Source organism: uncultured Arthrobacter sp. (assembly GCF_947495145.1).
Lineage (GTDB): Bacteria > Actinomycetota > Actinomycetes > Actinomycetales > Micrococcaceae > Arthrobacter_D.
In genome coordinates this window covers 1-22,981 of record NZ_CANLXP010000025.1, presented here as the reverse complement: position 1 = coordinate 22,981, position 22,981 = coordinate 1, and the positions used below count along the sequence as shown (strand labels likewise).

Sequence of the window (22,981 nt, the reverse complement as noted above, 5' to 3'; positions counted from 1 at the left end):
CCCGGGCGAAGCGAAGTGTGGACGCCGGTAGTCGCGGGAGCCCGCGCTGCTAGCGCTTGTTCAGCGCCGCCAGCAGCCGGTGTTCCGCGTCCTCACCTGGTTTGATGCCGCGCGGAATCCGAAGAAGGAAGAACAGGCCGAGCATCCACCAAAGCCCGAACAGGATCCACGGTGGGGGAGTAAGCGCCGCAGGCATTCCCGGCAGGTACAGGCTGAGAAGGGCCAGGCACAGGACTACCGCAGCGATCCCGATGGCTTGGCCACCGTTACCGGCTCCGCCGACCCGAAGCGGCCGTTCCATCGCCGGCTCTTTCCGACGCAGGATCACAAAGACCACCGAGACCAGAATGTAGGCGATGACGATGCTGGGGGCACCTGAGTCGACCAGCCAGACAAGCATCGCCTCGCCGAAGAAGGGGGCCAGGAAGGACAGGGCACCGATGAACATCAGCGCATTTGCCGGAGTGCGGTAGGTCGGGTGCAGCCTGCCGAACCAACCCGGCAGCATTCCCGAGCGCGCCATGGAATACATCAGCCGCGAGGCCCCCAGCAGCAGCGAGTTCCAGGAGGTGAGGATGCCGGCGATTCCACCGGCGATGAGCACCTTGGCCATCAAATCGCTCCCGAAAAGTGCACCCATCGCATCCGCAGTGGCGATGTCTGCCTGCGCGATCTCACCAGCCGGCATGGCTGATGACGTCGTCAGGATGGTCATCACGTACCAGATGGTCGCGAGTATCACGGCGATGACGACCAGCCGGCCGATCTGGCGGGCGGGAATCTTCACTTCCTCTGCCGATTGCGGGATCACGTCAAACCCGACGAAGAGGAACGGGACCACCACGAGGACAGCGAAGAAACCCGCGGATCCGCCGGTGAAGAGTGGCTGCATGTTTCCTGTGGACCCGCCCGTGAAGGACCCGAGCACAAGCACGGCACCGATGATCAGCAGGAAAAGCACCACGAACGTTTGTGCCACGCCGGCAAGCTTTACACCGCGAATATTGATGAAGGTGATGACGACGGCGGCAACCGCGCCCACAAGCGCCCAGGTGAGGTGCACCTGGCTTCCCGCGATCTCCCACAGCGGCACCTGGTTCAGGCCGGGAAAAAGATAGAGGGCCGTGCGGGGAAGCGCTACAGCCTCGAACGCCACAATGGTGACGTACCCGCCGGTGATTGCCCAGGATCCGATGAACGACCATCTGGGACCCATGCCGCGCAGGAGGAAGTTGTGCTCTCCACCCGCTTTGGGCATGGCGGCAGTCAGTTCCGCGTAGGTGAGCCCTACGACGCCCATAATGACGCCACCTGCCACCATGGCCAATACCGCTCCGAGGGTTCCGGCGGAACCGATCCAGCCACCGGTAAGCACCACCCAGCCGAATCCGATCATCGCCCCGAAGCCTAAGGCGAGAGCGTCCCAGTTGCCCAGGACCTTCAGGAGTGAAGCATCCTCTGAACGCTCGGACGTGCTTCGCTCTGCCATGGGTCCTGCCCTTCTCAGCTGACCGGTAACCGGTCCTGCGATTCAGTGTGAGATGAGCTTAGTCCTCCATGTCCCGGACCGATACAGGTCTTGCGTGCGCTAGGAAACGCCCACCCGTGCCGGCGGGTTGTGGCCGGGGCAGATCCAGCTGATCCCTCCGGCATCGATCCGCCGCTGTAGTTCGGCGGTAGTGCGCGCGGCCTGCGGATTGTCGCTGTTAAGTGCGCTGAAGAAGCGCTTGATTCTTCCATTTCTCTCGACCCGGACCGCGTCGCCTGAGAACAGAACGTCGTCGAGCTGGAAGGCCATCTGTCCGGGTGTATGTCCCGGAAGAGGAAAGGCAGTGAGTCCCTCGAAAAGTTCGCGTTCGCCGTCGAGCTCGGTCAGCGGATCGGGCAAATCGACCGGCGCAACGCGTAGAAGCAGCCGGCGCACGCGGGTGGGAGGCGGGACCACCCGCCGCAGAATAGCGGCGTCAGCTGCACCCAGCCACACCCTCGCGCCGAGTTCATGCTGAAGGCGCAGCGCAACCTGGGCGTGGTCGGGATCGTAGTGGGTCAGAAGAATGTCCGTTACCTCCCCAACGATGGGTGCGGCGTCGCGTAGTTCGCCCAGCACGGCGTCGTACCCGTTTGCCATCCCGGGATCGATCACAGCGGTGTGGCTGGGCGTTCGCACCAGGTAGCCGTTGGCTCCTCTGGAACGCTGCAGTTGATAACAGCTACCCGAGATGGTGCGCATGCTAGTCCTCGCGGTCTTCTTCGCGCTTCTGTCGTTCCTTTTCCTGTTTCTCGGCGAATTCCTGGGCTTCCTCGGCGGCTTCTTCCGAAGCCTCCTGCTGGCGCTCCGCAGGTGTTCCGCTGTCCTCAATGTCACGGCGACGATTGGGTGTGGTCGACGGGACAGTATTCGACGGTGTTTGTGTGGAAGGCGCGGGTTCCTTGGAGGACGGGGCGGCGGGCGCTGCCGGTGCGGGCTCCTCGACCGGCTGGACGGATTCGATGAACGCGTCAATGTTTTGCTGGATCCGACCTGCCCGTCCCGGTGTCACGGCGCCGGAAGCCTCCGCTTGCTGAACCTCGTCCTTGAGCGACTCCGCCCGATCCACCGCGAGCTCAAGATTCCCGTCCTGAGTCACAACTGCCAGCTCCCGTACCTGCTGTTGAAGTGACTCGGCGGCGCCCGGGTCCAGCGCTTCCGCCCCGCCGCACGCTCCGAGAGCCGGCAACGCCAGCGCGAACGCAATTATCCATGGCCTGGATTTCATGACTGCACACTTTCATAGAGTTCCGACAGTCTCTCGCCCGGAACACCGGGCACTGAAGGTAATGGCTCCGGGGCTGGCGTTTGAAGGAACAATCCGGACAGGACCACGCCAAGCACCACCAGAACCAGCACGACGACGGCGCCCGCCACCCACCAGCGCCGGTTACGCTCCGCGGGCTTCCCGTCACCGGACGGATCACGGCGCTCCTTGGGCGCCCGGCGCTGAGTGCGCTGGTTGGGCTGAGCTTGCTGCTCGTTCACGCCGAGGACGAAGGCCTTGCGCGTGGATTCCGACTCGCGGGCTGCACCGGGCAGGACCATGGTGGCAGGGTCTGCTTCGACTCCATGGCCGCTGGAAGGGTCCACGGAAGCATGCCCGCTGTCAGCATGCGCGTCGGCGAAGAACGCATTCCGCTGGGCGGCAAGAACACTGGCCACTTCGGCAGCTGTTGGCCGCTCGTTGTGGGCCCCCGCCGTCATGCGCGAGATCAGGTCACGCCACGCAGAGTTTACGAAGGCAGGAATCTCCGGCGCGCGGTGCAGACGCGCGAGCGCGGTCTCGAGCCCACGCCCCTCGAAGGCAGGCTCCCCGGTCAGGCACTCAAGCAGCACCAGCCCGAGGGCGTAAATGTCAGTGGCGGCGTCGACGGCTTCACCGCGGGCCTGCTCGGGGCTGAAATAGGCTGCAGTGCCGATCGTTTCGCCCGTAGCGGTGAGCCGGTCGCTGTCCGCCCGGCGAGCAATACCGAAGTCGGTCAACACGTAGCCGAAACGCCCCGAGGAAGGTTCCGCTTCGCGGGTCAGCACATTGGAAGGTTTGACGTCGCGGTGCGTGATGCCCTTGGCGTGAACGTAGGCAAGGGTCCGTGCGACGTCGTGGGCGATCGCCCACGTCTGCTGCGGTCCGAGGGCTCCGCCGCGCAGTAGCTGATGGAGATCGGGTCCATCGACCAGATCCATGACCACCCAGCCCGCAACCGGCGAGTGGCCGACGTCGTGCACTTTGACCAGGCCGGGATGGTCAAGGCTTGCCAACAGCTGCGCCTCTGCACGCTCGCGCTGGGTGAGCCGTGCTTCCGGTTGGCCGCGGAACAGCTTGATGGCAACGTCCCGGTCCAGCACCTGATCGTGGCCATGGCGGACCTCGGCCATCCCGCCGCTGCCGAGAAGTGCGCCGATCACGTAGCGGCCGTCCAGGATTTCGCCCGCCGGGTCGTCCATTCGCCACCTGGCCAGGGGGCGTTCGAAAGCGGGGGAAGGCATCTTGCCGGGTGGAGGAGGAAGCTGCATGTCAGGCACCTCCTCATTGTCCGCCGTCGTCGTCCTTCCATGAAAGCGCACCGATTGATCAGGCTCAATACAACGGCCCGGATTCTCACGACACTCTCATCTGCGGGGCTTCACCTGCCCGACAGGGGAGCAGGAATGCGGCGGAAAAAACGAGCAAACGAAAATGGAGGGCACGCAGCGCGCACCCTCCATTTCCGGTCCTGGTCCGGCTCAAGCGACGCTTAGCCGAGGAGCCCGCCAATACCTCCGCCGCCGCCGAGCTTGCCAAGGAGATCCTTTGGGTTGATACCGAGTTTCTCCAGCATGCCGGAGTCGCGGTCCGTGTCCACCTGGTCGGGCAGTTCCTGGTCAGCCTGCTGGGCCTTGTCCTGGTCGCCCTGGTTCTTCAGAAGGTCGATGATCTGTTGCTTGTCGATATTCATGAATCTCTTCCTCATCTATGGTGATTTCTTTGGTGGTTCGTGTGGTCGCGGAGCGAGGGCCTAGCGGAAGCGCGGCGCGTTGGGATCTTCCGGCCGGTTCACCTGGTGGCTCCCAGAGCTGTCGGCGGCGTGGGTGCCCGCCTTGGCTTGCTGCGCCTGGCCTTTGAGTTGTTGCGACGCCGACGGCGAGGACTGGGCTTCAGCCTTCACCCGCGGTGCTTCCTCTTCGGCCCGGTTGAGGTAGTGCTCCCAGCGCTGCGACATGGGCTTGATAAGGCCGCCGCCGACACCGACCACAATGACGCCGACGATGGCAGCCAGTACGGCGATGAGGATGGGAGTGGTTACCGTAGTTGCAATTTCAACCTGGTTCAGAGCAGCAATGATGCCGATGCCAAGGATGAAGATGCTCGCAATGTTCGCGAGGATCTTGCCGTAAGACAGGCCGCCAAGAGTGCCCTGGATGAGGTTCTTGACCGCTGCGGCAATCGCGGCCGCGATGATGACGATGATGATCGCAACGATGATCTTCGGCAGGAACGCGATGATTCCCTCGAGCAGGTCGCTTACCGGGTTCGGTCCGAAGACGCCGAAGGCGAACTGAAGGACAAACAGCACCAGCGCGTAGTAGACGATCTTCGCGATGATGTCGCTGGCATCCAGCGAAGACTTGGCAAGCGCCTTCTTGACGCCGCCGCGTTCCACGACCCGGTCAAATCCCACGCGTTCGAGCAGTTTGTCGAGCGCCTTCGAGATCGCCTTGGCTACCAGCAGCCCAATGATCAGGATGACGAGGAACAGCAACAGCTTTGGTACGAACTCGATCACCGATGCGAGGCCGCTTCTCAGTGTTTCTTCCATCGGAACCTCTTCTGTATGGCTTCATGAGCTGCCGGATCGATGGGACGGCTGCCCCACCGGGTTTGCACGTTTCCAACAGTAGGCACACTCGGACCAAATAGAAAGGTTGCTTAGTACCTTTTTCCGCTGCCGATGCCGGAAGGGGACTGCGGCCAGTGCGTTCGGTGGTCAGTGCGTTCGCGGAGTCGCGAAGCAAACGCCCGGCTCAGGGATGCCGGACGCCCTTCCCCTGCAGGACCGCGCGGTATCCCTCGCGATAGGTCGGGTAGGTGAACTCGAAGCCCGTCGCCGTGAGCAGCGCGTTGCTGCAGCGCTTTCCGGTAGCCGGCTCAGCACGGGTGGTAGCACCAGCGCCGTTCGCAGCGCCAGCACCGCTCGCGGCATCTGCGCGGCCCCCTGCGCCGCCGCTCTCAGCGTCAGCCGATTCGAGCGGCACTCCCAACTCTGACGCGATATATTCCTGCACCTCGCCAAGGATCGCCGGCTCAGAGTCTGTGCCGAGATACGCCTCAGCGGGCGATTCGAGCCCTGCGAGATGCACGATGGCGGCAGCGGCATCGTCGCGGTGAATCCGGTTGGTCCAGTGCGGTGCGCCCCCGGCACGTGCCTTTCCATCCCGCACCTGGTCGATCAGCCGTGTGCGCCCCGGACCGTAGATGCCTGAAAGCCGCAACAGCACCGACTGCGGTGCGCGGTCCGCCACCAGTTCCTCGGTCTCGCGCAGTACCGCGCCGGTGGCGGTGGAAGGTGACGGCGGGGTTTCCTCGTCCACCCAGCCGCCGTCGTCGTTCCCGTACACAGCTGTTGAGGAAATGAAGACAATCCGTCGCGGCGCAACACCGTCTCGGGCAAGCGCCGCAAGCAGGTTGGCCGTGCCGTCATAGTAGGTGGCGCGGTAGGCGGCCTCGGTTCGCCCGTCCGCTGTCAGTGCTATCACGACGACGTCGGTGTCCCTGGGGATGGTCGGCAGCTCACCTGACAGGTCAACGGATGCGCCCTCAATCTGCGGTGGCAGCTTTCCGGCGGAACGCCGCCACCCGATAACGCGCTGCCCGGCAGCCGCAAAGTAGAGTCCGGCCTGGGTGCCCAGGTCGCCGCATCCCGCAAGAAGTACAGTCATCCCCTGAGCTTCGCACACGACGCCGGCCGCGGCGCACATGCCAGACTGGGCGCATGCCCACCCGGTTGTTGATTATTGCCGATACCCACGTGCCGAAGCGCGCCCGGCAGCTTCCTCCAAAGGTCTGGGAGGAGGCGGAGGCAGCCGACGTCGTTATTCATGCCGGCGACTGGGTGAATCTGGAACTGCTCGATGAACTTGAACATCGCACGCGCCGGCTCATCGGCGTCTACGGGAACAACGACGGCGCGGATCTCCGGGCACGGCTGCCCGAAATTGCGCGGGCGGACATCGAGGGCATCCGGTTTGCGGTGATCCATGAAACCGGTGCGGCAACCGGCCGGGAAAAACGCATGGATGCCGCGTTTCCGGACGCTGATGTACTGGTCTTCGGGCACAGCCACATCCCGTGGGACACTCTCACGCCGAAAGGCATGCGGCTGCTCAATCCCGGCTCGCCGACGGACCGGCGGAGGCAGCCCACGTGCACCTACCTCACTGCATTGGCCGACGACGGCGCCCTGACCGATGTGCGCCTCTGTCACGTTCCAACCCGGTAACTACCGGAACCCATTCCTTTTGGTCGATTCCCTTAGTTGATAGGAATGGGAGAACAGAATCGTCAATCCGAGGAGTTTGCCGTGATGGATCCTGACAATCAGCCGCCGAGACGGAAGCGCCTGGCCGCCGTCGCCGTCGTTGCTTCGCTTGTGCTGGCAGGCTGCACAGCAACCGATGAGCCGGCGCAAAAATCCGGTACGGCGGACGGGACAGCTGCCGAAACGGCTAATGAGAATAACGAAGCCACGGACTCCCCGGCCGCGTCTGTTGCCGACATCCCGGAGATCATCGACAACGTCCAGCCCTCAGTGGTGACCATCTTTCTCGAGAGCGGGGGACTGGGAAGCGGCGTGATCTATACCGAGGACGGGCTGATCCTCACCAATGAACACGTGGTGCGCGGCGCGGAGGAGATGCAGGTTGCTTTCGCTGACGGCCAGCGGGTAACGGGCACCGTCGTCGCGACGGACGCTGTCACCGACCTCGCGTTGGTGCAGGCGGATCGCACAGGGCTTCCGCCGGCAGAGTTCCAGACCGAACTTCCCGAGGTGGGTGAGCTGGCGATCGTCATCGGCAGTCCGCTGGGCTTCGAGAACACCGCCACCGCCGGGATCATCTCGGGATTGCACCGGGAAATCCCCGGTTCCGCCACCAACAGCCAGTCCCTCGTTGACCTGGTGCAGACCGATGCTGCGATCAGCCCGGGCAACTCCGGCGGAGCACTGGTCAACGGTCAGGGCCAGGTGGTGGGAATCAGCGAGGCCTACATTCCGCCGCAGGCAGGCGCCGTTTCACTCGGTTTCGCGATCCCGGCGGGAACCGCGGTCGAGGTGGCCGAAGAACTGCTCGAGGACGGCTCGGCCGAGCACGCGTTCCTGGGTCTGGCGCCGCGCACCGTCACACCCCAGATAGCCCAGCAGCTCGGCGTCAGCGTGGAACAGGGAGTGGTGGTCCTCGCAGTGGAGGACGGCAGCCCGGCGGATGAAGCAGGAATTCAGGCAGGCGACATCCTCGTGTCTCTGGACGGCGAGCCGCTCGCCAGTTCGGAACAGCTGCTGGCCGCCCTGCGCGCCTTCAATCCCGGTGAGACGGTGACGGCGGAACTGATGCGCGACGCGGAAACCAGCGAGGTGGAAATCACCCTCGGCGAGCGACCGGTTCAGGAAAGCTGAGCCTTCAGCCCTCGCTGTGCTTGCGGCTGGTGGTCCTGGTCAGCATGAAGGACAGCGCGAAAGCCAGGATGGCGGCGGCGAAGAGAACGAACTTCGCCGTCGTCAGAAAGCTGGCGAACGCTACCTCGGAAGCAGTGATCTCGACGGAGGCCAGTGCCGCCTCAATGGCGAAATTCTCGGCAATGTCCGCAGCAGCGTACAGCACCGCCACGGCGTAGAACGGCCAGCGAAGCGGGGTGCGCCGACTGAACCTCCGGACCAGGAGGATGATCAGCGCGGCGAAAGCCACGGGAAACACCAGGTCCCAGAAATAGTGCACGCTCTGGTAGCGCTCAATGACCGCCTCGTCCAGAAGATCGCGGACCGACTCGACGTAGCCGGCGTCGTACCCGCCAACCATCATGTCGGGAAGCGGGATGCCGATGGCACGCTGCACTGACTGCAGCTGAAGCCAGCCTAGAGCCAGCGAGACAACTGAAATCACGGCTGTTGCGATGATCAGCCACGTACTCCGTCGCCGCGACTTGCGGTCCGCGAGGTCTCGCTCTTCGTGGTACCTGCGTTTGTGTGCTCTCATCTCTGTCATATCTTCCATTCTCAACTGGTAAGCATGCTGACTAACCTCACGATCCGGTCACGATGCTGCCGGAGCGGCTGACTTTTCGCGTCCTTCAACGGGTCCACCGCGCTCGCGACGATGTTGTTCTCCGTGAATGTAGTGGCGGCTGCTGGCGACCGTAGCCGCCAGCGCCACCTTCGACGCTAAGCACCCTTGCCATTTCACTCAACCGGCCTTGACCGAACTGTGATCGCTCGATCGGCTGGGTAACCCGATGGTGTTCGGGCGGAAAATCGGCAGACCGGCAGCACGGCAGGGATCATGCACGACGCCGGCTTGCGTGGACGTGTTCGCAATTCCGATTGCGCGGCGCCGATTGTTATTCCGGCGTTACCGGCTTAGCTTGTCCACCGTCTTGCGGGCACGCTCTACCTCGCGGACCGCTTCCTTCGCCGCGCGTTCGGCCTCGGTACGCTCGCGGGCCGCGTCATCGGCTTCGTCATCGATGACGTCGATGTCCTGTTCCAGCGCGCGGATCCGCTTGCGCAGTTCCCGGACCTGGGCAACGAGTGCTTCGCGGTCGCGGTCGAGCTGATCGACGCGCTCCCGTGCGCGCTTGAGCTCAGCATCGGCTTCCTCGGAGCGGTCCTCAGCGTCCTCGAGCTCGACGCGCGCGTCAGCTGCCGGGTCAACCTCGGGCTCTGTTTCTTCGCCACCGTCTACACCGGACGCAACGTCAGCACCGCGGGCGTCGAACGGCCCGCCCACTGCTCCGATGAGATCGACCGCTTCCCAACCGGTCGCTTCCAGGGTTCGGATAAGGCGGCCGGTGGATACGGCGGCGGCAGCACCGGCGTCGGCCATCGCTGCCCGCAGGGTTTGTTCGACTTCCAGCATGGCCGCCGGGCTCGCCGGATGTCCCAGTTCCTCCGAAAGTGCTGCACCGTCCTTGACCAGTGTAGACACGAGCTTCTGGCGTTGAAGGCCAAGCTTTTTCAGCTCGGTCCGGTCGAGATGCTCCTGCGCTTCGCGCATTTCGCCGCCGAGGTTGAGCGCCTCCCGCAGCTGGTCGCCGCGGTGCAGGGTCATCATATTGACCACCCAGGCTGAAGCGGACGGCTTTCGCAGAGCCCGAACCTCTTTGGCCAGAGACTTGTCCTCGAGACCTTTCGCGCGGTCATTCCGGGCGGCAGTGAAATCATCCAGAGACTGCGAATAGAGCTCGGACGCGATGTCGGCGAGGTCAGTCACTGCTGAACGGTCTCCATCTGGCAGGCGGCGTTACGTTGAGCTTGCGCTAAGGCGCTGCCTCAGTTCATCACACGCCGCCTCGTAGTCAGTCAGGAGGCATTCCGGAGGGCTTAACTGGTCGAGCAGCGCAAAGTATTCGTTGCACTTCTGTTTCAGCTTTTTGGTGCTTAGAGCTGCGGCATCGAATCGGACCAGGGGAAGTTCTTCCGCTGGCAGAGCCAGTCCCTGCGCTCTGCGGATACGGCTCATGCGGCAGCCAGCTGCTGCGTGGCAGGGATAGCGCCAAGGACGGCGGAAGCGAGGTTGGTGTCCAGTCGGACCAGGGTGCGAAGCTTGCGTTCCATGGGACCTCCACAGGAGTTGTTACGGGGCCCATTGCTCAAGCTCAAGCGATAGTAGCAACAAGCAGCCGGCTGATCAATCTTCAGAGCAAGGGATCCACGGTGCCCGGTGTCGCCCATATGAAGGCCCTATTCGCCCAAGGGCGGAACGGACGGGCCGGGTTCTGGAATCGGCCGATCCGGTGAAGGGCCCGGACCGGGCTCAGGCGGAACGTTCGGGGTGTCGGGTCCCGGATCGGGGAAGGGGTAAGGCGAAGGGGAGGGCTGCGGCTCGGGAGCCGGCTCACCCGGAGGCCGTGGCTGGGAAGGATCAGGGTGCGGCTCATGGGGTGGCGGGATGGACATTCGAAGCTACCTTCTCTCCATCAGTTGGGGCACTCAGGAGTAACAGTACGCCCGGGAACGGGGAGGGGGAATAAGCAGCACACTCCGGTGCTTGTTACTTCTTGGTTGCGCACACTCCTGCGCGCCGTTCAGTTTCTTCAGGGGGATTTTTCGTGTCGCAATCGACCAACAAACGCACCAGGGCCGGCGACGGCACGAACCAGATCAGCGAGGCCAACGAGATCTCGCCTCGCGACCGGCTGGTGATCTCGCTGCTCCTGGTTTCGGCTTTCGTGGTCATCCTCAATGAAACGATCATGGGCGTCGCGCTGCCGCGCCTCATGGAAGACCTGCAGATCACCGCTTCAGCCGGGCAGTGGCTGACGACGGCCTTCATGCTCACCATGGCGGTTGTCATCCCGATCACCGGCTTCCTCATCCAGAGGTTCAACACCCGGCCTGTCTTTCTCGCGGCGATGACGCTGTTCAGCCTCGGCACCCTGGTGTCCGCAATGGCGCCGGGTTTTGAGATGTTGCTGGTTGGCCGCGTGATCCAGGCCGGCGGTACCGCAATCATGATGCCGCTGCTGATGACGACGGTCATGACCCTGGTGCCGCCGTCGTCACGCGGAAAGACGATGGGCAACATCTCGATCGTCATCTCCGTGGCACCGGCGATCGGTCCCACTATCTCCGGAATCATCCTCAGCGTGCTGGACTGGCGCTGGATGTTCTGGCTGGTGCTACCCATCGCGATCGGCTCACTGGTTCTCGGCGGTATCCGCATCCAGAACGTGACAACCCCCCGGCGTACCCCGATCGACGTGCTTTCCGTCATCCTGTCGGCATTCGCATTCGGCGGCATCGTTTACGGGCTGAGTCATTTCGGTGAGGCTGCCGGCGGTTCAGGAATCCCGGGCTGGGCGCCGCTCGCGGTCGGATTTGTCGGGTTGGCGTGCTTCATCGCGCGGCAGCTGGTGCTGCAGCGTCGCGACCGGGCGCTGCTTGACCTGCGGACTTTCCGTTCGCGTACCTTCACCGTGTCCATCCTCGTGCTCGCCATCAGCATGATGGCGCTGTTCGGAACGATCATCCTTCTCCCCATCTACCTGCAGGACGTGCTCGGCCTTGAACCTGCCGCTGCCGGGCTCATGCTGCTGCCCGGTGGGCTCGCGATGGGTCTGCTCGGCCCGGTGGTCGGTCGCATCTTCGACAAGCACGGGCCTCGGGTCCTGGTGGTTCCCGGTGCACTGCTCGTCGCATCGGCGTTCTGGGCCCTCACCCTTGTGGACGCCTCAACTCCCGTTCCGCTGGTGCTGGCCTGCCACGTCACCCTGAGCATCGGGCTTGCCGGAATGTTCACCCCGCTTTTCACTTCGGCGCTGGGATCGGTTCGTCCGCAGTTGTACTCGCACGCAAGCGCCGTCGTAGGCACCGTCCAGCAGCTGGCCGGCGCCACCGGCATCGCCCTTTTCGTATCCGTCATGACGCTTCAGACCGGGGCTCTGATGGCCGCCGGAACGGCGGAGGTTCCTGCTCTGGCAGGCGGCATCCGAATGGCGTTCCTGTGTGGGGCGGTCATCTTCCTGTTCGCTGTTGTCGCCGCGCTCTTTGTCCGCAAGCCGGAGACCCCGGCCGGCCCGCCGTCGTCGTCCTCGTCGGTGCACGACGACGAGGACGCACCTGCCGCTCCGCTGGCACACTAGGGCGCCTTTATGTCTCACTTCACTCCTCCGCCGGTTCTGACCACAGCCCGGCTAAGGCTCGAACCGTTGGGCCTGGACCACCTCGAGGGATCCTGGGCAGGGCTGCAGAACCCCGAGTCGATGCGCCTCACCGGAACCCACGCGCAGTTCACGCGGCCGCAGATCGCATCCTGGCTTTCAGGGCTTGCTGCGACCGACGGCAGGGCTGACTGGGCCATCATTCTCAGGTCGGATGGAAGTCATATCGGTGAAGTGGTGCTCAACGACTATGACGCGGACAATTCGTCGATCGGGTTCCGGATTGCGCTGAACGCTGATGCCAGGTTCGGGCGAGGTTATGGCACTGAGGCAACCCGCGCCGTCGTCGAGCATGCGTTCGACGTGATCGGTGTGCACCGTGTCGGCCTGGAGGTGTACGCATTCAACCCGCGGGCGCAACGGGTCTACGAGAAGTGCGGATTCACGGTGGAAGGGCGGCTGAGGGACGCGCTGCACTGGAACGGAGAATGGGTCGATGCAGTGGTGATGGGAATGCTCGCGACCGACCCGAAGACCTAAGGAATGAGCGGCCGGCTCCCGAGGGTCGAGACTGTGCAACGGCCACTGGACGGGACGCTGTATTGTTGCGCAGCGGCGCCCGTTGCTCCGGTGGAGGTTCGGGCTGCGAACCACTGACACACGTAAACTGTCCGGATGTCGAGCTGTGCGTTCTTTCTCTATACCCGCAGTAACAACGTCGACGCGTCCCGCCGGTTCTACTCCGAGTTGGTGGGGCTTGACCAAATCTGGGACGAGATGGGTGATATCGCCTTCGTGGTCGGAGACTCCGTCCAGTTCTCCATCGGCCACGACCCCAATGCAACCGTTGACAGCGAGTGGGCTTTCCAGCCCGGATGGGTGTTCGGGTTGGGGATTGAACCAAGCCCGAGTCGTGCTTCCGCGTCGTGGAGTATCCCGCTATCGCCTGAGTCGTTTTCGAAAGCAGTCGCTCGGCTGCAGGAGGCGGACATCGCCGCTCTGCGATCGGAGCCCTTCTGGGTCGGCTATTGGAGTTACGTGGTCAAAGACCCCATGGGCCAAACCGTTGAGCTCACGGACCGAATCAGCGCAGGCCCTTGAATCCTTTCTTTCGCCTTGCCACCGGAGCATTACGACGACGGTTCATCACCAGGTCACGTCGCTGGTGAACCCGCTGCGCACGACATTCTTATGGGTCGCCGACGAGTGATTTATAGGTGGACCAGAATTCGTCCATGGATTTTGGCTGGCCGAGGAGTAGGGCCTCAAGGTATAGAAGGTGCACGTGCCAGCCGTGCAGGTAATTGAGCGCTTCGGGTCCCAGCTCTTCGTGCTCCAGAACCAAGGAAGTCGTCCCGCCGCTTGGCTTGAGCATGATTCGCACGTGCGATCTTGCCTCGTCCGGAAACTGCCATGTCATGCTGAGATACTCGCCCGGTACGCATCCATCAATGTGGCTAGTGCAGGAATAGTCATCGGCGTGCTCGATGGTTACGACACCTCCGGCGACGAAGCCGCCGGAGACTAATCTTCCCAACCAATGGGGAATCGCTTCGGGATTAGTGAGGCCCCACCAAAGTCGTTCTGCGGGCGAGGCTATAGACCAGGTGTGCATCACCCGCCCAGCATCTGCCGCGTCGACAGAGCAATTCACTAGCGGCATAGCGGGAGTCTAGCTGAGTCTAGGGGTTCTGGGCCGTCCCCGAAATGTCCTCGATCCGAAAATGTCAGGCGCGGGTGGTTGAGTGTTTTGTATGGGAATCGGGGCCGCGGAGACTGTGCAGACTGGTGGGGTTGCTGGTGGGTTGAGTGCTGCGGATGAGTATGAGCGGGTCCTTGCTGCCGCTTATGCTGGGGCGGATCTGCCGGTGATGGAGCGGCCGCTGACCGAGCTGTTCTGCCTGGAGTGGGCTGACGAGTTTGATGATCCCGAAGCCGCTGAGCGCGCCCGTGCTGCGTGGGCAGCCGTCACGGCTGCGGACCTTGCGAGGCGTTTGCAGGATGTGCCGTCCACGGAGTCGTATCGGATCCTTCCTGACACCCTCGAGCTACTCCGTACTGCTGACCGTCTGGCGTCCTGGGTTGCCTCCAGGCAGGCCCTGCTGATCGCCGAGGTCTTCCACCGCATCCACAAGTGGAACGGCGACGCCCAAGCCAATCCTGGGCATCGTGGGTCTGACCCGCAGCTGTCCCTCATGTTGGCGGCACAGGAAATCACCCCAGTACTGCGGGTACCCGGACGGACCGCGCAGCGGATGCTCGATGAAGCGCTGCGGCTCACCGGGGAACTACCCGAAACGTGGGAAGCACTCGATGCGGGCAGGATCAGCCCGACCCAGGCCTCAGTGATCGTGGACGAGTCCGGATCCATCCCGGCAGAGGCTGTCGCCGGGTTTGAAGAGACGGTCCTGGAAACCGCCGGTGACCTGACCCGCCCGAAGCTCACCCGCCGCTGCCGCCGGTTGCGGGAGGAACTGCACCCGGAGTCGATCATCGACCGCAAAGCCCGGGCGGTGAAAGACCGCCATGTTGAGGTTCAGCCCGAGCAGGACGGCATGGCCTGGCTCAGCGCGTACCTGCCCGCGGAGCAGGCGCACGGGATCTTCAACCGGGTCGACGCAGCGGCACGTTCGCTTCAGGGCCCGGACGAGGGACGCACCCTGTCCCAACTCCGGGCCGATGTGTTCGCTGATGTCCTCACCCACACCTGCACCGGCGACCCCAAGCGGGGCACCGGGTACCGCGGGGTCGGCGCTTCCGTGTTCGTCACCGTACCCGTCATGACCCTCCTCGGACACCAACGAAAAGACTGGCAGAACCTCCATGGAGGAGCCGCCGGAACTGCCGGAACTGCCGGAGCTGCCGATGCCGCCGGTGCCGCGAGTGTTGCCCGGGCTGCTGGCGCCGAAGCTGCCGGCGCAGGCACACCTGCCGGGGTGTCTGGCGCTGCTGGTACTCGCGGACCTGCCAGGTCTGCGGATGCTGCGAGTGCTCAGGCTGCCGGTACCGGTGCCGACGATAAACCCAGTGAATCCGATACCGTCATCCCGGATTTGGCGGGTTGCGAGAACGGGCTGTTGGAAGGGTACGGTCCGATCGATCCGGAAACCGCCCGGAACCTCGCCGCACACGCCCCGAGTTTCACCCGGATCCTGGTCCACCCCGAAACCGGTGCAGTACTCAGTGTCGGCAGGGACAGATACCGGCCGCCCAAACACCTGCAGGACTGGGTCCGGATCACCAACCCCACCTGCATCCATCCCGGCTGCAACCGGTCCTCATGGTCCTGCGAAATCGACCACGTCACACCCTGGGCACACGGCGGGAAAACCGCACTGGATAACCTCAAACCCAGATGCAAACTCCACCACATGCTCAAGACCGAAGGCATCTGGCCAGTCGGACACGACGACGACGAGGGCACACCCAACGTCACCTCACCCGGCGAGCAAACCTACACAACCCTGCCCGAACCCCCACCACCCTTCTGATAGGAAGGGGTATCCCGCTGGGAATAGGAAAGGCACAAACCACTCGGGGCGTACCAACAGCGCCCAGAGGTTGAGCGGCCCTTCTCCAGGAAGCGCCTTTCCGGGTCAATCCCGGATTCTGACCGCAGTTTCCCTCAGGTACAGGTCAACCCGGGTGTAGGCGTCGCGCGTCAGAGCTTTCCATAGTTCAAGCGCGAGCCGCTGATCTTCCGACTCCAACAGTGAGATGGCATCCGCAGTAAGGAGCTTGACCTTCACGTGTCCACTGGCCTTCACAGTGGTTTCCTGCCGGTCATCGCTACCGAGGGCAAGTTCACCGAAAGTCATGCCGGCGCTCAGAGTTGTCAGTTTCACCCGGTCGCCGGTCGGGCCCACCACAGAGGTGGTGACCCCTCCGGAGAGGATGAAGAACACTCCGCCGAAGGATTGGCCTATCCGGCGGATGACGTCTCCGTCGTCGTAGTTTCGGTCTTCCATGCGGTCGGCGAGCTTCTGAATGTCCTCGCGGCTCAGCGGGCTCAAGGCCGGACACTGGGCAATGTCCACTCGACTCGGGAGATTCAAATCGCTGCCGTACGTTTCGATCAGCCGGTTCTCACACCACTCGACGGCCGCCGTTCGGGTGTCAAAGGTCGGAACCTTCCGGTCCACGTCGCGGAAGGCATCGGCAAGTGTGCCCTCCGCATCGATCAGCACCAATTCCCGGCCCTCGGCGACAAGGTCCTTACGGACCTCGGCAAGCAGCCGCAGCGAGACGTCCGCCACCTCATCAACCCGGCGCAAGTCCAGAATGATGAGCTCCACTTCGTCGGCCAGTGTGCTCAGCTCGCGGACCATCGACTCAGTGCCCGCAAAGAGCAGGTCACCGTTGAGCTCAACCACCCGCGCGCGGTGACCGTGGTCCCGCAACAGATCCATGGCTTCGTCGTCGCGCCGGATACCGGACGGCGCCGCAGTGATGTCATAGGTTGAGCGAATCGCGGACTTGCCCACCCGCGCAGCGCGAACGAAGTGCAGCTCCATGTCCTGCGAGAGCCGCTGGCTGGTGGCCATGCCGCGCACACTGCTGCCGTGCTCGTCCAGCGGCGGAGAGTAGACCGCCAGCCCGACCTGTCCCGGCAGGACAGAGATTGTTCCGCCGCCGACGCCGCTCTTGGCGGGCATTCCAACCGTGCTGATCCAGGAGCCGGCGTCGTCGTACATGCCGCAGGTGGTCATGACCGAAAGCACGCGCTCCACGGGCACGATGTCCATGACCTGATTACCGGTCATGGGATTTCGTCCGCTGTTCGCAAGCGTCGCCGCCATCAGGGACAGATCCAGGCAGTTCACCAGAACAGAACACTGCCGGAAGTAGTCCTCGATCACCGGGGTCGGATCAGCTTCGATGATGTTGAAGGACCGGAGCAGATAGGCCAGGGCACGGTTACGGTGGCCGTGCTCGAGTTCGGAGGCGAAGATCTCCTCGTCTATGGAAAGCTGCCTACCGGCGAAGGCGGAGTAGGTGTTGACGATGCGCTTGATCCGGGTATTGCCGCCCGATCCCTTGACGAGTGAGGTAGCAGTCAGGGCTCCTGCGTTGATCATGGCGTTTGCGGGGCGCCCGGTCCCCTCAGCCAGTGAGATTTCGTTGAACGAATCGCCCGACGGTTCGACGTCGACCTTCTCGTCCACCACATCCAGCCCAAGATCCGCCAGCGCCAAACCGTAGGTGAAAGGCTTTGAAATCGACTGGATGCTGAACTCTTCGCGAGTATCGCCGACCTCGTAGATGTAACCGTCTACCGTGGTGAGACAAATGCCGAAGTTATCCGGATTGACGTTGGCCATTGCAGGAATGGTGCTGTAAGGCTTGCCGTCCTTCAGATCTGAAATTTCCCGATGAATCCGTGCCAGATAGCCTTCAATCGGAGATTCCATACTCCAACACTATTGCCGGGTGCCGAAGGCGCCCAACTACGCGTCCGTCAGCGCTTCTTCCCGCCGTCAATAATGAGGGAGAGCGCAATGCCGAACATCCAGACGTCCTTCGCAACCGGCGTGCCCTCCTGGCTGGGACGAACGGCGTCGTCCTGCGTCATTCCCGGCGTACGAAAATACATTGCGAGCAAGCCGCCGGAAAATGCAGCAAGACCCAAACCGACCAGCCGGCTCGGAATGAACGGAACCAGGAGAGCAGCGCCGAGACCCATTTCGACGGCGGAGATCACCTTGCCGAATTTCTCCGGATCGAGCTGCTTGACCTGCGGAAAAGCATTGGCTGCCATTCCCTGCAGATAGGCCGCCGTGTCCCTGTCCAGCTCCCGCTTGGTGATGCCGGAATTGAGGATGAACGCGCCCGTGCTGAGACGCAGTGGGATGTGGCTGAGATTCATCGGAACTCCTTTGAACGGACTGGTTGAATTGCCTTCGAGCCTACGTCCGCTCCGCTGCCACCGCCAGTGCTTTCACCTTCAATAGTGATTGCACCGTGACCCCAACGTGACGCTATCTTGACCTTCCCATGCTTATGGTGGTCGACGGTCCTGCCGGTATTCCCCTCAGTGGAACATCGGTATCAGCCATTGACGAGTGCTACGTAACCACGGTGAAGAAGGTTTTGATGTGTTGGAGTTTTTAGGAGACAGGTTCAATCAAATCCTGTTCTCGGGATGGCAACACATGAGCCTGGTGGTGCAGTGTCTCATTCTGGCGACCATCCTTTCGGTCGTCATTGCGGCGCTCGTCTACCGGAGCAGCGCGCTCACCTCGCTGGCCAACAGTGTTTCCGCCATCGGTCTGACCATCCCGTCGTTCGCCCTTATCGGCCTGCTGATTGCACCGTTCGGTTTTGGCGTGACTCCCGCCGTCATTGTCGTGACCTTCTTCGCCGCGTTGCCCATCCTGCGCAACGCGGTCGTGGGTCTGACCGGCATCGACAAGGGTGTCATCGAGTCTGCCCGCGGCATTGGCATGAGCCGGTTCCGCACGCTGGTGCAGGTTGAATTGCCCATGGCCTGGCCGGTGATCCTTGCCGGCATCCGCGTCTCCGCCCAGATGGTGATGGGCATCGCCGCGATCACTGCGTACGCGCTCGGCCCCGGCCTCGGCGGCTTCATCTTCTCCGGCCTGTCCCGCCTCGGCGGCGCCAACTCTCTCGAGTCGGTGATCACCGGCGTGGTTGCCGTCATCATCCTTGCCCTCATCCTTGACCTTCTACTCGTCGGCCTCGGCCGCATCACAACTCCGCGAGGTATCCGTGTCTGAGACTGTCCAAAAACCCGAAAATTCAGCCGGCACCGAAAACGCGGTCACCGGTGCAAGCATCCTGCTCGATCAGGTGACCAAGCGTTACCCGGGGCAGGCGAAGCCCGCCGTCGACGGCCTCACCATGGAAATCCCGGCAGGCAAGATAGTGATGCTGGTGGGTCCGTCCGGATGCGGCAAGACCACCACCCTGAAGATGATCAACCGGCTCATTGAACCGACTGAGGGCCGGATCGTCCTGGATGAAGACGACGTCACGGACATCGACGGCGACGCACTCCGGCGGCGCATCGGCTACGTTATCCAGGCCGGCGGACTCTTTCCGCACATGACCGTCGCAACGAACATCGGAATTGTTCCGAAAATGCTCGGCTGGAGCAAGGAAAAGATCGCTGCCCGCGTGGACGAGCTGCTGGAGTTGGTGTCCCTCGATCCGGCAACCTACCGCGACCGGTTCCCCAAAGAGCTGTCCGGGGGCCAGCAGCAGCGCGTGGGCGTTGCCCGCGCCCTGGCCGCGGATCCGCCGGTGCTCCTCATGGACGAGCCCTTCGGCGCAGTGGACCCGATCACCCGCCAGCGGCTCCAGGATGAACTCCTGAATATTCAGGAGGAACTGCAGAAGACGATCGTGTGCGTCACCCACGACTTCGACGAAGCTGTGAAGCTCGGCGACTGGATCGCGATCTTCACCGAGGGTGCACAGCTCGTCCAGTACGACACCCCTGAGCGGATCCTCGCTGACCCGGCCAACGAGTTCGTGGAGAACTTCATCGGGTCCGGTGCCGGGCTGAAGCAGCTCACGCTGACCCGCGTCAGCGAGGTGGATCTGGCCGACGCCGTCGTCGCCGATATCGGTGACCTCGGCAGCGACGTCCTCTCGCGGCTGGATGAAGCCGGCCATAATCACGCCGTCGTAGTTGATGGACGACGCCGGCCCATTCAATGGCTCACGCGTCGCCAACTCTCACGGCTGGAACGCGTAAGCGACGACGTCGATGCCAAGCTTCCGGTAGTCGGTGACCGCGCCACGCTCAATGACGCGCTGGACACCATGCTGGTGTCCAGTGCCGGTGCGGCCCTGGTTACCGGCAGGAGGGATGCGTTCCTCGGCGTTATCGACGTCGAGACGGTGATGGACGCCATCACCCGCGCGCACAAGCATGCGATGACTGCTCACTCAGACGGACGCCCCGTTGGCATCAACACGGGAACCTTGGACACCGTCGATGTTTCGGCGCCGGCCCAACACATCGCCGGCCAACACACCGCCGGCCAACACGTCGCCGGCCAACACCGGGGAGCGTCCCGTTGAGTAATACGACAGCGCAGGCAGAGGCGCCTCAGGAGCCCATTGCGGAGGACGCCCCCAACGTCCATTCGGAGGTGAAGCGTCCCTCCTGGCGTCCATTGATCTATCAGCTGCTCGGAATCGCTGTGGTGTTTGCGGCAGTAGTGGTCTGGCTGCTGACCGCGGACCTTTCGGAAACCGAGCTGATCACCCTCGCGCCGGATGCGCTCTTCGGCTACGCGATCGACCATCTGGCGCTGACCGCCGTGTCTGCGGTAATCACACTCCTGATCGCCATCCCGCTCGGCATCCTGCTCACACGTCCGCCACTGAAAAAGTTCACGGGGCCGGTCCTCGCCGTCGCTAACGTCGGCCAGGCAGCGCCGGCGATCGGCCTCGTTGTGCTGCTGGCAATCGCCGTAGGCTTCGGCTTCACGGCAGCCGTGATCGCGCTGGTGCTTTACGCGATCCTTCCTGTCCTGCGGAACACGATGGTGGGCATCACGCAGGTGGACGCCCGACTGGTGGAAGCGGGCAAGGGGATGGGTATGAGCGCGTTGGCTGTGCTGTTCAAAGTGGAGCTCCCGTTGGCCGTGCCCGTGATGCTCGCGGGGATCCGAACGGCGCTGGTACTGCTGGTCGGTAGCGCAGCGCTGGCCGCCTTCATCAATGGCGGAGGGATGGGCATTCTCATCGTCACCGGCGTGAACCTGAGCCTTACCAATGTGCTGATCGCAGGATCGATCCTGGTGGCGCTGCTTGCACTTCTTGTCGACTGGCTGGGTCGTGTTGTGGAACATGTCGCCCGTCCGAAGGGACTCTAGATGTTGAAATCATTCTCGCTTCCGGCCGCTGCGCGCAGAAGCGCGGCGACCGTCGTCGTACTTTCTGCCGGGCTGCTGGCAACCGGGTGCGGTCTGCAACCGGCCACGTCCTACGTACCCGCGGCCGGGCCGGGCAGCATTGCCGAAGTAGTGGACGGAGTTCCGCTCACCGTCACGTCCAAGAACTTCACCGAGCAGCTTATTCTCGGCAAGATCGGGGTTCTCGCCGCCCAGGCCGCCGGCTTCGACGTCACCGACCTGACCAACGTGCCGGGCAGCCAGCCGGTCCGCGAACTGATGTTGTCCGGTCAGGCGGACGTCACCTGGGAGTACACAGGTACCGCCTGGCTGACTTATCTGGGCAAGGACGAAGGCATTCCCGACCAGCAGGAGCAGTGGCAGGCCGTGTATGAGGCGGATCTGGAGAACGGCCTCACCTGGGGCGAGCCCGCGCCGTTGAACAATACCTACGCCATGGCTATCCGTTCCGAAGCGGTGGAGGAACTTGGCGGAATCAGCACGATCTCGGAGATCGCTGAACTCCCCCCTGAGGAGCGCACCTTCTGTGTAGAGGCGGAGTTCAACTCCCGTCCTGACGGGCTTACGCCGATGTTGGCGCACTACGGGATGGCGCGTGGCACTCCAGACGGTGTGCCGGAGGACAACATTGACATCTACGACACCGGTGCCATCTATTCCGCAACCGATAACGGAGCATGCAACTTCGGCGAGGTGTTCTCGACGGACGGTCGCATCGATGCCCTCGACCTGACCATCCTCGAAGACGACCTCGGCTTTTTCCCGGCCTACAACGCGGCGCCGGTCTACTACACGGAAACGCTTGAAGAGAACCCGGAGCTCGCAGAGGTGTTCGCGCAGGTTGCGCCCACACTTACCGATGAAGCGCTGAGGACGATGAATCTCCGCGTGGACGTCGAGGGCGAGGAGCCAGCTGACGTCGCCTTCGATTTCATGGTGGAGCAGGGCTTCATCACCGAACCGGAGGGGCCGCTGGGGGAGGGCTAGTTTTGCTCGTTAGCGGACGAATAGGCCGATGACAGCAACCACGGCGGGTGCGAGTGCGACGAACCCACGACTGACAGCTCTCCCTTTGATGGCACCAGCAGGCCAGGTCTCCGGCCTTCGGGCCTTCGCGATAACAGCGGCATGTGCTCCCGAGTGAAGTTGCGTCAGCAATTCCTGCACGTGATGTATGGAGGCCTCCGCGACTTTCGGATGACGGAATTCATCATCGACATTGAGCGAGATTCTTCTCAGCGACGAGTTGGACGTATCTAAACCAATCTTCTGAGCCCATGCCAGAAAAATACGTGATGTCGCTGTGAATCGCTGATGGTTCGCCATCGAATCTATTGCTTCGAAGCGCATCGCCGACATGATCAGGCGGCGCCCCATTACGGATACCGTTCCGATAGGCTCTGTCAGCCTGCGTAACTTGGTGAGGAGGACGTACAGGGCTAGGAACATTGCGACGGTTGTGATGGTGCCTGACACCATCCACAACTCGGTCGCCTCCGGTATGAGCATTCCCACTGCAGAAGTAGTCGCTGCTCCGCCTACTACCCCTAAGAAAGCAGCGGCGGTGATAACCCATTTTTCACCTCGGTCGCTGAGTGAATCGAGCATTGTGTGCGCATCTACCCAATGACGCGGAAGTAGTGCCCCTTAGAGTGGTGTAACGCCCGCCGGTGACCCGGCACCGCCCCGCAACGGGGCGCGGTCACCGTGTGC

Annotated in this window: 23 protein-coding genes; 10 read left to right on the top strand and 13 right to left on the bottom strand. The window is 63.1% G+C overall.

Annotation, left to right across the window (positions count from 1 at the left end):
- Nucleotides 1-49: 49 nt before the first annotated feature.
- From Q0877_RS15025 to Q0877_RS14995, 7 genes are all read right to left on the bottom strand, one after another.
- Nucleotides 50-1,489: an APC family permease gene (locus Q0877_RS15025; protein WP_299169261.1), complete on the bottom strand. Its 1,440-nt coding sequence runs from the start codon at nt 1,487-1,489 to the stop codon at nt 50-52.
- Nucleotides 1,490-1,588: 99 nt separating this feature from the next.
- Nucleotides 1,589-2,230 carry an MBL fold metallo-hydrolase gene (locus Q0877_RS15020; protein WP_299169259.1) on the bottom strand — a complete coding sequence of 214 codons (642 nt, stop codon included), beginning with the start codon at nt 2,228-2,230 and terminating at the stop codon, nt 1,589-1,591.
- Between the two features lies 1 nt (nt 2,231).
- Complete coding sequence (locus Q0877_RS15015; RefSeq protein ID WP_299169257.1) at nt 2,232-2,756, bottom strand: hypothetical protein; 525 nt, start codon at nt 2,754-2,756, stop codon at nt 2,232-2,234.
- The gene (locus Q0877_RS15010; protein WP_299169256.1) at nt 2,753-3,976 is read right to left on the bottom strand and encodes a serine/threonine-protein kinase; all 1,224 of its coding nucleotides are present in this window, start codon (nt 3,974-3,976) and stop codon (nt 2,753-2,755) included. Before Q0877_RS15010 ends, Q0877_RS15015 begins: the two co-directional genes overlap by 4 nt.
- A 290-nt stretch (nt 3,977-4,266) precedes the next feature.
- Nucleotides 4,267-4,467 (bottom strand): hypothetical protein, encoded by a 201-nt coding sequence (locus Q0877_RS15005; RefSeq protein ID WP_299169255.1) that lies wholly within the window; start codon nt 4,465-4,467, stop codon nt 4,267-4,269.
- A 60-nt stretch (nt 4,468-4,527) separates the two neighbouring features.
- Entirely contained in the window at nt 4,528-5,328 is an 801-nt protein-coding gene (locus Q0877_RS15000; protein ID WP_299169253.1) for a mechanosensitive ion channel family protein, read from the bottom strand.
- A gap of 205 nt (nt 5,329-5,533) precedes the next feature.
- A complete protein-coding gene (locus tag Q0877_RS14995; RefSeq protein WP_299169251.1) occupies nt 5,534-6,448 on the bottom strand; it encodes an NAD-dependent epimerase/dehydratase family protein in 915 nt (304 codons plus the stop codon).
- A gap of 53 nt (nt 6,449-6,501) precedes the next feature.
- On the opposite strand from Q0877_RS14995, the gene Q0877_RS14990 reads away from it, so the two are divergent.
- Together Q0877_RS14990 and Q0877_RS14985 are read left to right on the top strand one after the other, a co-directional pair.
- Entirely contained in the window at nt 6,502-7,008 is a 507-nt protein-coding gene (locus Q0877_RS14990) for a metallophosphoesterase (RefSeq protein ID WP_299169249.1), read from the top strand.
- Between the two features lie 84 nt (nt 7,009-7,092).
- Entirely contained in the window at nt 7,093-8,181 is a 1,089-nt protein-coding gene (locus tag Q0877_RS14985; protein ID WP_299169327.1) for a S1C family serine protease, read from the top strand.
- A gap of 4 nt (nt 8,182-8,185) precedes the next feature.
- On the opposite strand, the gene Q0877_RS14980 is transcribed toward Q0877_RS14985, so the two are convergent.
- Together Q0877_RS14980 and Q0877_RS14975 are read right to left on the bottom strand one after the other, a co-directional pair.
- Nucleotides 8,186-8,767, bottom strand: coding sequence for a hypothetical protein (locus Q0877_RS14980; RefSeq protein WP_299169248.1), 582 nt, complete (start codon nt 8,765-8,767; stop codon nt 8,186-8,188).
- Nucleotides 8,768-9,130: 363 nt separating this feature from the next.
- Nucleotides 9,131-9,991, bottom strand: a complete 861-nt coding sequence (locus Q0877_RS14975) for a hypothetical protein (protein ID WP_299169246.1) — start codon at nt 9,989-9,991, stop codon at nt 9,131-9,133.
- A gap of 889 nt (nt 9,992-10,880) precedes the next feature.
- On the opposite strand from Q0877_RS14975, the gene Q0877_RS14970 reads away from it, so the two are divergent.
- The 3 genes from Q0877_RS14970 to Q0877_RS14960 all read left to right on the top strand — a co-directional run bounded on the left by Q0877_RS14970 (nt 10,881) and on the right by Q0877_RS14960 (nt 13,481).
- Nucleotides 10,881-12,362: an MDR family MFS transporter gene (locus tag Q0877_RS14970; RefSeq protein WP_299169326.1), complete on the top strand. Its 1,482-nt coding sequence runs from the start codon at nt 10,881-10,883 to the stop codon at nt 12,360-12,362.
- A gap of 9 nt (nt 12,363-12,371) precedes the next feature.
- Nucleotides 12,372-12,920 (top strand): GNAT family N-acetyltransferase, encoded by a 549-nt coding sequence (locus tag Q0877_RS14965; RefSeq protein ID WP_299169244.1) that lies wholly within the window; start codon nt 12,372-12,374, stop codon nt 12,918-12,920.
- Between the two features lie 135 nt (nt 12,921-13,055).
- Nucleotides 13,056-13,481 (top strand): VOC family protein, encoded by a 426-nt coding sequence (locus tag Q0877_RS14960; protein WP_299169242.1) that lies wholly within the window; start codon nt 13,056-13,058, stop codon nt 13,479-13,481.
- Nucleotides 13,482-13,569: 88 nt separating this feature from the next.
- Here Q0877_RS14960 and Q0877_RS14955 read toward each other — a convergent pair whose 3' ends face one another.
- The gene (locus Q0877_RS14955; RefSeq protein ID WP_299169325.1) at nt 13,570-13,995 is read right to left on the bottom strand and encodes an SRPBCC domain-containing protein; all 426 of its coding nucleotides are present in this window, start codon (nt 13,993-13,995) and stop codon (nt 13,570-13,572) included.
- Between the two features lie 139 nt (nt 13,996-14,134).
- Between Q0877_RS14955 and Q0877_RS14950 the strand changes: the two genes are divergently transcribed.
- Complete coding sequence (locus Q0877_RS14950; protein WP_299169241.1) at nt 14,135-15,871, top strand: HNH endonuclease signature motif containing protein; 1,737 nt, start codon at nt 14,135-14,137, stop codon at nt 15,869-15,871.
- A gap of 105 nt (nt 15,872-15,976) precedes the next feature.
- Here Q0877_RS14950 and glsA read toward each other — a convergent pair whose 3' ends face one another.
- The gene (glsA, locus tag Q0877_RS14945) at nt 15,977-17,791 is read right to left on the bottom strand and encodes a glutaminase A (RefSeq protein WP_299169240.1); all 1,815 of its coding nucleotides are present in this window, start codon (nt 17,789-17,791) and stop codon (nt 15,977-15,979) included.
- A 47-nt stretch (nt 17,792-17,838) separates the two neighbouring features.
- Nucleotides 17,839-18,246 (bottom strand): hypothetical protein, encoded by a 408-nt coding sequence (locus tag Q0877_RS14940; protein WP_299169239.1) that lies wholly within the window; start codon nt 18,244-18,246, stop codon nt 17,839-17,841.
- A gap of 229 nt (nt 18,247-18,475) precedes the next feature.
- On the opposite strand from Q0877_RS14940, the gene Q0877_RS14935 reads away from it, so the two are divergent.
- From Q0877_RS14935 to Q0877_RS14920, 4 genes are all read left to right on the top strand, one after another.
- Complete coding sequence (locus Q0877_RS14935; RefSeq protein WP_299169237.1) at nt 18,476-19,117, top strand: ABC transporter permease; 642 nt, start codon at nt 18,476-18,478, stop codon at nt 19,115-19,117.
- Nucleotides 19,110-20,429: an ATP-binding cassette domain-containing protein gene (locus Q0877_RS14930; protein ID WP_299169234.1), complete on the top strand. Its 1,320-nt coding sequence runs from the start codon at nt 19,110-19,112 to the stop codon at nt 20,427-20,429. The genes Q0877_RS14935 and Q0877_RS14930 overlap by 8 nt, the downstream gene beginning before the upstream one ends.
- A gap of 125 nt (nt 20,430-20,554) precedes the next feature.
- Nucleotides 20,555-21,229 (top strand): ABC transporter permease, encoded by a 675-nt coding sequence (locus Q0877_RS14925; RefSeq protein WP_299169323.1) that lies wholly within the window; start codon nt 20,555-20,557, stop codon nt 21,227-21,229.
- The gene (locus tag Q0877_RS14920; RefSeq protein WP_299169232.1) at nt 21,230-22,255 is read left to right on the top strand and encodes a glycine betaine ABC transporter substrate-binding protein; all 1,026 of its coding nucleotides are present in this window, start codon (nt 21,230-21,232) and stop codon (nt 22,253-22,255) included. It abuts the gene before it with no gap.
- 9 nt (nt 22,256-22,264) lie between these two features.
- On the opposite strand, the gene Q0877_RS14915 is transcribed toward Q0877_RS14920, so the two are convergent.
- Nucleotides 22,265-22,876 (bottom strand): hypothetical protein, encoded by a 612-nt coding sequence (locus tag Q0877_RS14915; RefSeq protein ID WP_299169229.1) that lies wholly within the window; start codon nt 22,874-22,876, stop codon nt 22,265-22,267.
- Nucleotides 22,877-22,981 lie beyond the last annotated feature (105 nt).

Coding starts and splice junctions, on each gene's coding strand:
- Q0877_RS15025 (WP_299169261.1), bottom strand. CDS start 1,489: ATGGCAGAGCGAAGCACGTCCGAGCGTTCAGAGGATGCTTCACTCCTG.
- Q0877_RS15020 (WP_299169259.1), bottom strand. CDS start 2,230: ATGCGCACCATCTCGGGTAGCTGTTATCAACTGCAGCGTTCCAGAGGA.
- Q0877_RS15015 (WP_299169257.1), bottom strand. CDS start 2,756: ATGAAATCCAGGCCATGGATAATTGCGTTCGCGCTGGCGTTGCCGGCT.
- Q0877_RS15010 (WP_299169256.1), bottom strand. CDS start 3,976: ATGGACGACCCGGCGGGCGAAATCCTGGACGGCCGCTACGTGATCGGC.
- Q0877_RS15005 (WP_299169255.1), bottom strand. CDS start 4,467: ATGAATATCGACAAGCAACAGATCATCGACCTTCTGAAGAACCAGGGC.
- Q0877_RS15000 (WP_299169253.1), bottom strand. CDS start 5,328: ATGGAAGAAACACTGAGAAGCGGCCTCGCATCGGTGATCGAGTTCGTA.
- Q0877_RS14995 (WP_299169251.1), bottom strand. CDS start 6,448: ATGACTGTACTTCTTGCGGGATGCGGCGACCTGGGCACCCAGGCCGGA.
- Q0877_RS14990 (WP_299169249.1), top strand. CDS start 6,502: ATGCCCACCCGGTTGTTGATTATTGCCGATACCCACGTGCCGAAGCGC.
- Q0877_RS14985 (WP_299169327.1), top strand. CDS start 7,093: ATGGATCCTGACAATCAGCCGCCGAGACGGAAGCGCCTGGCCGCCGTC.
- Q0877_RS14980 (WP_299169248.1), bottom strand. CDS start 8,767: ATGACAGAGATGAGAGCACACAAACGCAGGTACCACGAAGAGCGAGAC.
- Q0877_RS14965 (WP_299169244.1), top strand. CDS start 12,372: ATGTCTCACTTCACTCCTCCGCCGGTTCTGACCACAGCCCGGCTAAGG.
- Q0877_RS14960 (WP_299169242.1), top strand. CDS start 13,056: ATGTCGAGCTGTGCGTTCTTTCTCTATACCCGCAGTAACAACGTCGAC.
- Q0877_RS14955 (WP_299169325.1), bottom strand. CDS start 13,995: ATGCACACCTGGTCTATAGCCTCGCCCGCAGAACGACTTTGGTGGGGC.
- Q0877_RS14950 (WP_299169241.1), top strand. CDS start 14,135: ATGGGAATCGGGGCCGCGGAGACTGTGCAGACTGGTGGGGTTGCTGGT.
- glsA (WP_299169240.1), bottom strand. CDS start 17,791: ATGGAATCTCCGATTGAAGGCTATCTGGCACGGATTCATCGGGAAATT.
- Q0877_RS14940 (WP_299169239.1), bottom strand. CDS start 18,246: ATGAATCTCAGCCACATCCCACTGCGTCTCAGCACGGGCGCGTTCATC.
- Q0877_RS14920 (WP_299169232.1), top strand. CDS start 21,230: ATGTTGAAATCATTCTCGCTTCCGGCCGCTGCGCGCAGAAGCGCGGCG.
- Q0877_RS14915 (WP_299169229.1), bottom strand. CDS start 22,876: ATGCTCGATTCACTCAGCGACCGAGGTGAAAAATGGGTTATCACCGCC.